The following is an 8607-nucleotide window of genomic DNA, read 5'->3' as shown; positions in this document are numbered from 1 at the left end:
CCTATCACCGGAGGCGACGCCAAGCCGCGCTCGGGAGATTGACCCCCATCGAGTACGAGACCATCATGACCACACCAGCCCTTCAGGCTGCCTGACCCAACCTGTCACCTATCGGTGCATCAGTCCCAGTGTCTGATCTCCTGGGTGCCGGCGTGCGGCGCAATGACATCTATGTCGACAGTGGAGTGTCTGGAGGCCGTGCATCCCGTCCGCAGCTCGACAAGGCGGTGGCTGCCCTCGAGGAGGGCGACACGCTGGTCATCACCACGCTGGACCGGTTGGGCCGCTCGACGCAGAACATGCTGACGTTTGCCGAAGTCTTGCGAGGGAGGGGCGCGGGGTTGCGGGTGCTGAACCTGGGCGGGGGAGACGTGGACACCCACACCCCGATGGGCTCGATGGTCTTCACCGTCATGGCCGCCCTGGCCCAGATGGAGCTTGAGATCAAGCGGGAGCGGATCACCGACTCGGTTGCCAAACGGAGAGCCGCCGGCAAGGACCTGGGCGGGCGCCGGCAGACCTTCACCGACTCCCAGATCCGCAACGCCCTACGCCTGATAGACGGCGGGGAGCCCGCCACCCAGGTCGCCCGCGACCTCGGCATGTCGCGGGCCACGCTCTACCGGAGGATCCGGGAGCTGCCGGTAGCGACACCGATCTGAGTCCGTCGCCCTCGGCAGACAGAGCTGGCTGACCCCTACTGTTCACCCGCGCACCGTTTCCCGGTCCGGGGCCACCTCTCTACTGTTGACGTTGGACGACCGATGGAGCGCGTCACGCCCCGGGAGGTCCCTTCCGGGAAGTCTGCTTTCCAGGAGGTCACCACCCATGAGTGTCTTGAACACTTTCACTCAGGCCGATCCCGTCCCCGCAACGGGATCGTGTTCGGCGGAGACCCCTGCCCGATTGCGCCGCTATCGGATGCTCGCCGACCGGCCGGGCCTGAAGCTGCGCGCCGGGGAGCTGGTGCTGTGCATCGACTACGAGCACGCCCCGCACCAGGCGCTCGTGCCGGTGCGCTGCGAGTCCGATGACTACGCCCCCGGGGCGTTGCTGGCGCGGGCGGATGTGGAGTTCCTGGAACTCTCCCACGAGGTGTTCGGTGCGATGTCCTGGGGCAAGCCCGGAGGCCGACCCTGAGATCTGCTCTCTCGGTGCGGCGCTTCACGTGACGCGCTGCAGACGGAGAGGAACAGAGGTGTCCTCACTCTGTCCTCCGTGGCCCCGTTCTCACTGCACCTCCCGCTCTCGAGCGGGTGGTCCAGGGCGGATCCGCTCGGGTTCTCCTGCGGGCGTCGTAGGCCTTGAGGCCGTCCCCGAACCTCCCATCGTGGCGTCACCGGGCAGTTGGGCGCCCTGAGCTTTACATTTGGCCCGGTTAGAGGCAGATCTGGTTGGCCTGGCTCAGCAACTACGCGGGAGCGACGAGACAAGGCCCCGGGGTTGTCCCCGGGGCCTTGTCATACGGGTGGGGCGCTGTCAGCGGCGCCGTGCCGCGGGCGCCAGTTCGGTTTCGCCGTAGCTGTTGTCGGCCGGGTTGATCGTCTCCCCGGGGGCGACGAGGGCGTCGATGCGGTCCAGCACCTCGGTGCTGAGGGTGGCCTCAGCGGCCGGCAGCTGGGATTCGAGCTGATCCATGGTGCGCGGGCCGATGATGGCTGAGGTGACGGCCGGGTGGCGGATCACGAAGGCGATGGCGAGTTCGATCAGGCTCAGCCCGGCCTCCTCGGCGAGCTCGGCGAGGCCCTCGACGGCGGCGAGCTTGCGCTGGTTGGCCGGCAGGGACAGATCGAACCGGTCCGCCAGCCGCTTCCGTGCTGGTGAGTTCGGGGCCATGCCCTCCTTGCCCTGGCGCCACTTCCCGGAGAGCCAGCCGCCGGCCAGCGGGCTGTAGGTGAGCACCCCCATCCCGTGCCGTGCCGCGGTGGGCAGCACGTCGGCCTCGATCCCGCGCACCAGCATGGAGTAGGGGGGTTGTTCGGTGACGAACCTTTCGAGGTGACGGTCCCGGGCAGCCCACTGGGCCTCGACGATCTGGCTGCCAGTGAATGAGGAGGACCCGATGTAGCGCACCTTGCCCTGACGCACGAGGTCGGTCAGCGCCCCGAGGGTCTCCTCAATGTCCGTATCGGCCGAGGGGCGGTGCACCTGGTAGAGGTCGATGTAGTCGGTGCGCAGCCGGCGCAGGGAGTTCTCGACCTCTTGGATGATCCAGCGTCGGGACCCACCCCGGTGGTTGGGGTCCTCGTCCATGGGTACAGCGAACTTGGTGGCCAGCACCACGTCCTCGCGGCGGCCGGTGAGGGCTTCTCCGAGGATGTCCTCGGACTCGCCGTGGGAGTAGATGTCGGCGGTGTCGACGAAGTTGATCCCGGCGTCCAGGGCGCGGTGGATGATCCGGATCGACTCGGTCCGGTCGTGGTTGCCCCAGGGGCCGAACATCATCGTCCCCAGGCACAGGGGGCTGACCGAGACGCCCGTGCGTCCGAGAGTGCGGTATTCCATGGGTTCCTCCTCGTGGGTGGTGTGGCCGGCAGCCGGTGCTCTGGCTCCGGTGCCGTGGCTCGGGGTCAGACCTGGTCAGCGGGCCGCAGCAGGATCTCGTGGATGGCCAGGTGGCGGGGGCGGGACACCGCGAAAGCGATGACCTCGGCGATGTCCTCAGCGGTGACGGGTGCCTGGTGGTAGAGCCGGTCCACGGCCGTCTTGGTCGCTTCGTGGGTGATGTGGGTGGGCAGTTCGGTGGCCACGACCCCGGGCTCGATCAGCGTCACCCGCACCTCGGGCAGCAGTTCCTGGCGCAGCGACTCTGACCACCCGTTCAACCCCCACTTGGTCGCGGCGTACACGCCGTTTCCGGGGCGGGCGGTGCGCCCGGCCACGGAGGAGATGTTCACGATGTCCCCGCCACCCTCGCGCAGCTGGTCGAGGAACACCTCGGTGGTGGTGATCGCCCCGAGCAGGTTCACCTCGATCATCCGGCGGTAGTCGGCGTGCTGGTCGGCGGAGAAAGGGCCCAGGAGCATGATCCCGGCGTTGTTGACGAGCACGTCGGCCCCACCGAGGTCCTGCTTGATCTGTTCGGCTGCCGCGAGGAGAGAATCGCGGTCGGTGACGTCGGCGGCGATCGCGACCGCCCCCTCGCCGAGCTCGGCTGCCAGGGCCTGGAGGCGGTCGGTGCGCCGGGCCAGCAGCGCCATCCGGTACCCGGCGCCGTGCAGGGCCCGGGCGGTGGCGGCCCCGATGCCCGAGGAGGCGCCGGTGATGACGGCGGTAGGCCCGGTGGTCGGTGTGGTGGTCATGAAAGGGTCCTTTCGAAAAGGGGTGGGCGGGTCAGCGGTCGAGCAGGCCGACCTGGCCCAACCACTGCTCGGTGTCGGCGGCGGCGTCCCGGACCTCCTCACCGCGCACGGCCAGCCCGGGGCCGATCGTGGCGGTGGGGGCCAGCGCGGTGTAGTCGCGGGGTACGGTGCCCAGCCCGCTCATGGCCTGGGTGGTGAAGGGCAGGATCGTGGTGCCGGTGAAGTCCAGGGCCTCGAGGAAGGTGGACATGATCATCGGGGCCCGCACGTTCCAGATGCCGCTGCCGACCAGCACCGTGGCGTAGCCGGTGAGGTCGGGCAGCGGGTGGGCGATGGCCGGACGGGCGTCGGCGTCCTGTTCGGCGACGTTGCGCTCCACGGTCTCGTCGTAGTCGACGGGGTAGGGCTCGGCCTCCTCGATCCGGTACACGTCGCAGTCGATGCGTTCGGCGATCATCCCGGCCAGCACCTCGGTGTTGCCGAGTTGGAGGGTCCGGCGGCCGCCGTAGTAGTAGTTCTCCCCGGCCCGGGAGAAGTAGGCCAATAGCACCGGGCCCGCCGGTGGGGTGTTCATCGAGGTGCTCCGTCCTGTCGGGTCCGGGGGCGGGGCGGGTGTGGTGCAGGCGGCCAGCGTCGTGGCCATGCCGAACCCGCCCAGGGCCGCGCGCAGCAGCGCCCGCCGGGGCACCGGGAGGCGGTGGGTGGGGGCCGGCATAGTGGGCTCAGCCCATCGGGGTGGGGGCTTCGACACCGGTCATGGCCAGGGCCGGGCCCGGCAGCCGGTCACCGCGGATCATGATCGCCTCCAGGGCGGTGGTCAGCTCTGTCAGCTCTGCGGGGCTGAAGGTGACTTCTTCGGCCCCGAGGGTCTCCAGCAGGTGGGGCAGCCGGGTGGTGCTGGGAATGGGCACGATCCACGGCCGCTGGGCCAGCAGCCAGGCCAGGGAGATCTGGGCCGGGGTGACGCCCTTGCGCACGGCCCAGTCCTGCAGCAACTGCACCAACGCCATGTTCGCTTCCAGGTTCTCGGGGCTGTTGCGCGGCACCATGGGGCGGAAGTCGCCTTCGGTGAAGCGGGTGAAGGGGGTGATCTCCCCGGTGGTGAGGCCCATGCCCAGCGGCGCCCAGCACACGAAACCGATCCCGAGTTCCTCGCACAGGGGCAGGACCTGGGCTTCCGGTCCGCGCCAGGCCATGGAGTACTCGTTCTGGATCGCGGTCAGCGGTTGCACCGCATGTGCCCGCCGGATCGTCTCCACCCCGGGTTCGGAGAGCCCGAAGTGCAGGACCTTGCCCTCGGCGATCAGCTCGCCCACGGTGCCGGCCACGTCCTCGATCGGGACGGCCGGATCCACCCGGTGCTGGTAGAGCAGATCGATGCGATCGGTCCGCAACCGGGCCAGCATGCCCTCCACGGCTGCCCGAATGCTCTCGGGGCGGCTGTTGAGCCCACCGGTGCGCTGACCGGTGGCCGGGTCGATGTCCCAACCGAACTTCGAGGCGATCACCACCTCGTCACGGACCGGTTCCAGCGCCTCCCCGACGATGCGTTCGGACTCGAAGGGCCCGTAGGCCTCGGCCGTGTCGAAGAACGTCACCCCCTGCCCGGTAGCGGTGCGGATGAGGGAAACCATGTCCGCCCGGCTGGTGACGGGCCCGTACAGATCGCCCGTCATGGTCTGGGTACCCAAACCCGTGGCCGAGACCTCCAGGGACCCGAGCATGCGGCGACCGCTCACCGTGGTGGAGACGGTCACCGGGTCCGTGCCCTTCCCATGCCCTCTGCCACGCCCCGACGCAGAAGAGTGGGCATTCGAGGGGGGTGCGGCCATACCGGTCACCAACGGGCCCGAGGCCAGCACGGCTGCGCCCTGCAGGAACCGGCGCCGGCCGCGATCAGCGGCGGCGCGGGTCGGTGGGCTGTCCTGATCGTGCATCGGGGGATCTCCTTCATGTTCGTTCTCACCATGGACCTGACACCCGGCGTGGTGGTCCTCGAGCGGACCGCCAACGGTGACCGGGGGCGCGAGGGGTGCTGCTGCTGGGAAAGCCGGCCCCGGGCGGGAAGCCGGCGCGGACCGGCTCCATTCGCGGGGTCAGAGGCCGTGCCCGAAGTCGGTGAACCACCGCGGGAGCGGGTGCGGCAGGAACGGCTGGTCCGTGTACCGGCTGGCCGTCGCCTCTGCTGCCCGTCGTCGGCGGCGATGGCCGCGCCTCGGGTGAGGTGCGAGGGCACCGCGCCGCATCACCGGAGTGCTCGGGGATCGGCCTGGGGGGAGGGGGCGGGGCGGCCCCGGGGGCCGCCCCGCAAGGGGGATCAGGCCTCGGGGATCGGCATGCCGTAAGCCTCGAGGGTGATGTCCGCAGGCTCCGGCCCGCCCCGGCGACCGGTTTCGAGGGCATTGATCGCCGCCAGTTCCTCGTCGCTGAGCTCGACGTCGAAGACGTCGAAATTCTCCGCGATGCGGTGGGCCTTGGTCGACTTCGGAATCACCGACCGGCCCTGCTGCAGGTGCCAGGCCAGCATGACCTGGGCCGGGCTCTTGGCGTGGGCTGCGGCGATACGCACGATGGTCGGGTCTTCCAGCGTGCTGGTGTGCTCACCGTCGCGGTAGAAGGTGATCCCGCCGATGGGCGACCAGGCCTGAGTCACAATGCCGTGGTCGGCGCCGAACGCCTGCACCTCGGGCTGCTGGAAGTAGGGGTGCACCTCGATCTGGTTGACCGCAGGCACGACCGTGGCGCGCTGGAGCAACTGGGTGAGGTGGTCGACCATGAAGTTGCTGACCCCGATCGCCCGGACCTTGCCCTGCTCGAGCAGGGTCTCCAGGGCCCGGTAGGCCTCAAGCGTGCGGTCGAAATCGGTGGGCAGCGCCTGGTGCAGGATCAACAGGTCGATCTGCTCCACCCCGAGCTTCGCCGCGCTCTTCTCGAACCCGTGCAGCGTCTGGTCGTAGCCGTAGTCGCTGATCCAGATCTTGGTCTCGATGAAGACCTCATCGCGGGGAACACCGGAGTCGGCCAGAGCCTGGCCGACCTCCTTCTCGTTACCGTAAGCGGCCGCGGTGTCGATGTGGCGGTAGCCCGTGGCCAGGGCCGCCTTCACGGCCTCGCGGGTTTCCTCGGGCGGAGTCTGGAAGACGCCGAGCCCGATGGCCGGCATTTGCACGCCGTTCTTCAAAGTGATCGTGGTGTTGGACATGCCTCACACGGTAGGGGCGGGCCCGGTGCCGGTGAGAGTCCCTGGTGTTATCCCCCAGTTCCATCCCCGCCTGGCGGGGACGACCCGGGGTGGGGGTCACTGACAGGGGCTCCCACCCCCGGCGGCCACCGGCCTAGCCTGGGGGATATGGATAACCGCCACGAGGTGCAGCAGTTCCTCACGACCCTGCGCGCCCGCCTGACCCCGGAGAAGGCCGGGGTGACCGTGTTCGGCGGTGAACGCCGTGTGCCGGGGCTGCGCCGGGAGGAAGTCGCCCAGCTGGCCGGGGTGTCCACCGCCTACTACACCAGGATGGAACGCGGGGACCTCAGCGGGGTGTCCGAGAGCGTGCTGTTCGCCCTGTCCCGAGCCCTGCAGCTGGACGAGGCCGAGACCACCCACCTGGTCGATCTCGCCCGCGCGGCCACCGGGCCCCGCCGCGCACCGCGCACCAAGCCCGAACCGCGGCTATCACCCCAAATGGCTCAGCTGCTGGACACCATGGGCGATGTCCCGGCGATCGCCTCCACCCGGCTGCGCACCCCGGTCGGGTCCAACGCCCTGGGCCGAGCCCTGTTCCCGCACCTGTTCCCCCAGGCCGCGGCACCGGTGAACTCCGCCCGGTACCTGTTCCTGGACCCCCGGGCCCAGGACTTCTACCCCGACTGGGAGACCATCGCCCGGCAGGCGACCTCGGCCCTGCGCCTGCTCGCCGGTCAGGATCCCAGCGACCGGGCCCTGATGAGCTTGGTCGGGGAACTGGCCACCCGCAGCCCCGAGTTCCGCACCTGGTGGGGCGGGCACACCGTGCGCACCCACACCAGCGGCACCAAACGGATCCACCACCCCGTCGTCGGGGGTATCACCGTGGGCTACGACGTCCTGGCCGTCCCCTCCACCCCCGGACTCACGATCACCACCTATCTCCCCGCATCGGGAACCCCCTCGGCCGACGCACTGGCCCTGCTGCGCAGCTGGAACGCCGATCCCACCAGCACCCTCGATCCAACCGGCTCCCACCACTGACCGGCTCTACCTCCCGGCCGGCCAAGGCCACGGGACTGTCGCAGTAACGGATGCTCCTCGAAGGGTGACAGGGCAGACGGGGGCGCCTCGGCTTTACATATGGCCCGGTAGGGGTGTTCTTTCGATGAAGCGGTGGATGTGTTCCATCCAGTCCAAGTTGCGACGTGTGGCCCGGTTCGCAGTACTGAGCCCGGACGTACGATGAACAAGTGACCGTCGCCGGGCCCGGCGCGGTGCTTGCCGCACCGGGGTTTGACCCCGAGCAACTATTGCCGATGCGTGCAGAAACACTCCCTTACAGACGAGGTCTGGGGCGGTCGGGTCGGCGCCCCGCTGGACCGAGAGAAGGGGTTCTCATGTCATCCCGTCGAGTGTTGAATCCGCCGGGGTTGCATCCAGCAACCGGGTACAGCCACATCGTCATGGCACCGGAAGTGGGCCTAGCCTTCCTGTCCGGGCAGGTGCCCCTGGATCGAGATTTCGCCTTGGTCGGCGGTAATGATCTGGGGGAGCAGACCAAGGCGGCCATGCGAAACATCAAAGTGGCTCTTGATGCCATCGGGGCATCCTGGGAGCACGTGTGCCGCCGGACCATCTACACCGTCCACCCCACTGAGCTGGAAACGATCACGGCAGCCATCGAGGAGGTCCAGGGCCCGGTGGACCACCCCGCGGAGACGATCATCGGGGTCACCGGACTGGCGCTGGAGGGATTGCTGATCGAGATCGAGACCACGGTGCTGCTGCCCAAGTAGAGGTCATGGGATGACTGGTGGAGCCGAGGCGGCATTCTGACGAAGCCAACCGGAGGCCGCATCCGTGACCCACCGATGCTGACGATCATCTGAGCGGGTGTTTTGTCGCACCTGATGGTGCGTGGAGCACCCCTCAGCGGGCATCCCTATCGGGCTGGGCGTTGGATGTCATCGGCATGGTGGTGACTTCTTCCAATCCGGCTCAGCCCTCCTGCCATGGTCCCACGTGCTCGCGCCGCTGCCCGCTGCCCAGCAGCTCCCCGGCGTCGGCGACGTCGCCCACGCGGTGCACCTTGACGAGGTTCGTGGTGCCGGCGACCCC

At 69.1% G+C, this 8607-nt stretch carries 9 protein-coding genes; 4 read left to right on the top strand and 5 right to left on the bottom strand.

Going from position 1 to position 8607, the window contains the following annotated elements:
• Positions 1 to 128: 128 nt before the first annotated feature.
• Complete coding sequence (locus H488_RS32855) at positions 129 to 662, top strand: recombinase family protein (protein WP_051063817.1); 534 nt, start codon at positions 129 to 131, stop codon at positions 660 to 662.
• Between the two features lie 244 nt (positions 663 to 906).
• Entirely contained in the window at positions 907 to 1140 is a 234-nt protein-coding gene (locus H488_RS32850; protein WP_126349428.1) for a hypothetical protein, read from the top strand.
• A gap of 339 nt (positions 1141 to 1479) precedes the next feature.
• Here H488_RS32850 and H488_RS32845 read toward each other — a convergent pair whose 3' ends face one another.
• The 5 genes from H488_RS32845 to H488_RS32825 all read right to left on the bottom strand — a co-directional run bounded on the left by H488_RS32845 (position 1480) and on the right by H488_RS32825 (position 6504).
• Positions 1480 to 2505, bottom strand: coding sequence for an aldo/keto reductase (locus H488_RS32845; RefSeq protein ID WP_017834484.1), 1026 nt, complete (start codon positions 2503 to 2505; stop codon positions 1480 to 1482).
• Positions 2506 to 2570: 65 nt separating this feature from the next.
• Positions 2571 to 3302, bottom strand: a complete 732-nt coding sequence (locus tag H488_RS32840) for an SDR family oxidoreductase (RefSeq protein WP_017834483.1) — start codon at positions 3300 to 3302, stop codon at positions 2571 to 2573.
• A 31-nt stretch (positions 3303 to 3333) separates the two neighbouring features.
• Positions 3334 to 4017, bottom strand: coding sequence for a flavodoxin (locus H488_RS32835; RefSeq protein ID WP_017834482.1), 684 nt, complete (start codon positions 4015 to 4017; stop codon positions 3334 to 3336).
• Between the two features lie 7 nt (positions 4018 to 4024).
• Positions 4025 to 5059, bottom strand: coding sequence for an aldo/keto reductase (locus H488_RS32830; protein WP_017834481.1), 1035 nt, complete (start codon positions 5057 to 5059; stop codon positions 4025 to 4027).
• Between the two features lie 560 nt (positions 5060 to 5619).
• Positions 5620 to 6504, bottom strand: coding sequence for an aldo/keto reductase (locus tag H488_RS32825; RefSeq protein WP_031283549.1), 885 nt, complete (start codon positions 6502 to 6504; stop codon positions 5620 to 5622).
• A gap of 147 nt (positions 6505 to 6651) precedes the next feature.
• Here H488_RS32825 and H488_RS32820 point away from each other — a divergent pair, with 147 nt between their 5' ends.
• Together H488_RS32820 and H488_RS32815 are read left to right on the top strand one after the other, a co-directional pair.
• Complete coding sequence (locus tag H488_RS32820; RefSeq protein ID WP_031283548.1) at positions 6652 to 7530, top strand: helix-turn-helix domain-containing protein; 879 nt, start codon at positions 6652 to 6654, stop codon at positions 7528 to 7530.
• Between the two features lie 275 nt (positions 7531 to 7805).
• Positions 7806 to 8285 carry a RidA family protein gene (locus tag H488_RS32815; protein ID WP_306413702.1) on the top strand — a complete coding sequence of 160 codons (480 nt, stop codon included), beginning with the start codon at positions 7806 to 7808 and terminating at the stop codon, positions 8283 to 8285.
• The last annotated feature ends 322 nt before the right edge of the window (positions 8286 to 8607 follow it).

Origin of the sequence: Kocuria sp. UCD-OTCP (assembly GCF_000349605.1) — a bacterium.
Classification (GTDB): domain Bacteria; phylum Actinomycetota; class Actinomycetes; order Actinomycetales; family Micrococcaceae; genus Kocuria; species Kocuria rosea.
Note: the sequence above shows the minus strand (reverse complement) of the source record. Positions and strands in the feature narration are given on the sequence as shown.

Excerpts from the sequence above, each read along its gene's own strand:
- H488_RS32820 (WP_031283548.1), top strand. The coding sequence starts at position 6,652 with ATGGATAACCGCCACGAGGTGCAGCAGTTCCTCACGACCCTGCGCGCC.
- H488_RS32835 (WP_017834482.1), bottom strand. The coding sequence starts at position 4,017 with ATGCCGGCCCCCACCCACCGCCTCCCGGTGCCCCGGCGGGCGCTGCTG.
- H488_RS32815 (WP_306413702.1), top strand. The coding sequence starts at position 7,806 with ATGCGTGCAGAAACACTCCCTTACAGACGAGGTCTGGGGCGGTCGGGT.
- H488_RS32845 (WP_017834484.1), bottom strand. The coding sequence starts at position 2,505 with ATGGAATACCGCACTCTCGGACGCACGGGCGTCTCGGTCAGCCCCCTG.
- H488_RS32840 (WP_017834483.1), bottom strand. The coding sequence starts at position 3,302 with ATGACCACCACACCGACCACCGGGCCTACCGCCGTCATCACCGGCGCC.
- H488_RS32825 (WP_031283549.1), bottom strand. The coding sequence starts at position 6,504 with ATGTCCAACACCACGATCACTTTGAAGAACGGCGTGCAAATGCCGGCC.